This window comes from Moorena sp. SIO4E2, from assembly GCF_010671945.1.
Taxonomy (GTDB): Bacteria; Cyanobacteriota; Cyanobacteriia; order Cyanobacteriales; family Coleofasciculaceae; genus Moorena; species Moorena producens.
The window spans coordinates 1-1,830 of sequence record NZ_JAAHIE010001053.1; the positions used below are offsets into that span (position 1 = coordinate 1).

Below are 1,830 nucleotides of genomic sequence, written 5' to 3' on the forward strand. Positions count from 1 at the left end.
TTGGGAGCATCCCATTTTGGAAAATACAAGGAGAGGGGGAGAATTTAATTCGCGATTATATCTCGCGAATTAAATTCCAAATGTAGAGTTGGAGGTTTAGGAGCTGGCATAATAGAGACGTAGATGTTCATACGCTTTGCTAATGACTCCATCCGAACGGGAAGAGCTGGAAGCTTGTTTAATACGAGCCAGTGAGATTCTGTACAACAATACTGACACTGATAGCTTAGAAAGCCTAGCAGATATCGAAATTACAGTCAGACAGCAGGTTTGAGAACATGTCAGTCCCAAAATTGCCCTTTTTTGATCGGAAAAAAGACCCAAATCCAACGAGGAAAAACCAGAACCATTAAAAGCTGTCTGGGAAAACTGAAGATTACCAAAAAACAAGCAGATGCTTTGGGAATACAACCTTATACGCGCCATAGCCCTCTGTTGGAAAAATGCTGTCTCCTCTTGAGTGCCAATGAATCTTATCAAGATGCAGAGCAGGACTTATATCTGTTAACTGGACTCCAAGTTGGTCACTCCACTCATCATTGGCCAAAGGCCACGCTACGCGAACGAAAGGTTAACCAAATTGAGTTGACACTTCCTGATCTAAAACAAGGGTTATCCGAGGTAAGTGTTGATGGAGGGAAAATCCGCTTGAGGACGGAAACTTTAGGAGAACCTAGTTCTTGGAAAGAATACAAAACAGCTCGTTTACAAGCGATGCAGCGCGGTCTTGGGGGTTCCCCCCATGAGCGACTGCATCAAGACAGGTATTTATTACGGAGCATTTTTTCAAGATAATCTATCTTTAACGGATTGGATAAATAGTCAATTATTAACCTCGCCCTTCTACTGCTTAGGAGATGGACATGATGGAATCTGGAATATATCTGAAATTGGAGATAATAAGGATAGGATTGAAATCTTGGACTGGTATCACCTAATCGAAAATCTGCCTAAAATAGAAACGACAAAATCCCTCAAAAAACAGTTAGAGGCTTACCTGTGGATGGGACAGGTATCCGAGGCAATGAAGTTGTTAAAGTCAGTTCAGCCAGTGGGAGGAACTCAATTTATTTGCTATCTCAAAAAACATCGTAAAAGGTTAATAAATTATCACTCTTTTCAAAGGGAACAAATTTGTTCAATTGGAAGCGGAGCGGTGGAATCGGCTGTCAAACAAATCAGCCACCGAGTTAAACTAAACGGAGCCCAGTGGCACCGGGATAATGTCGCTAATATCTTACAACTGCGTTGTGCCTATCTCAACGGTCAACTAGCTATTTAAGCCCTTAAAAATCCTGCTACACTAGACAATATTCGCGATTTATACTCGCGAATAGATGTCCCATGGAGATTTTCCTCAATGGGCAGAAGAGTTTCCCGTAAGTCACAACAAGATACACTAGAGAGAATAACTCGTTTACAGACAGCGATTGCTAGTCTCGAAACCTATCAAAAGTTCTTCGAGGGTCAAGGGGAACTTGCTCCGGAAGATGCTTGGGTAGCGCGTTATCAAGTTCGACAGCTCCAAAAAGCCTACTGGTATTACAAATTACAAGCCAGTTCACCCACCTTTAAGACCACAGGTTCACGGCCCAAGTTAAGTAAATATAAGCATTTGGGGAAGGCTGGGAGTGAAGCCCATGTCACTGGGGTGATGGGTGTAGCCAGAAGAACCATAGTTTCTGAATTACAAAAAACTATTGATTCTCTTAAAAAGAGCTTACTAGATATTTCTTTTGACTCCGAACAAGAAAATATCTAAGTTGGGATATTATTCGCGATTAACACTCGCGAATAAATTTTATTTTTTTTCCAAAATGGGATGCTCCC

At 41.5% G+C, this 1,830-nt stretch carries 1 protein-coding gene and 1 pseudogene; both read left to right on the forward strand.

Going from position 1 to position 1,830, the window contains the following annotated elements:
- Window positions 1–142 precede the first annotated feature (142 nt).
- Window positions 143–1,282, forward strand: a pseudogene (locus tag F6K37_RS40525) (ISKra4 family transposase).
- Window positions 1,283–1,360: 78 nt separating this feature from the next.
- Window positions 1,361–1,762: a hypothetical protein gene (locus F6K37_RS40530; RefSeq protein WP_008185199.1), complete on the forward strand. Its 402-nt coding sequence runs from the start codon at window positions 1,361–1,363 to the stop codon at window positions 1,760–1,762.
- Window positions 1,763–1,830: the final 68 nt, after the last annotated feature.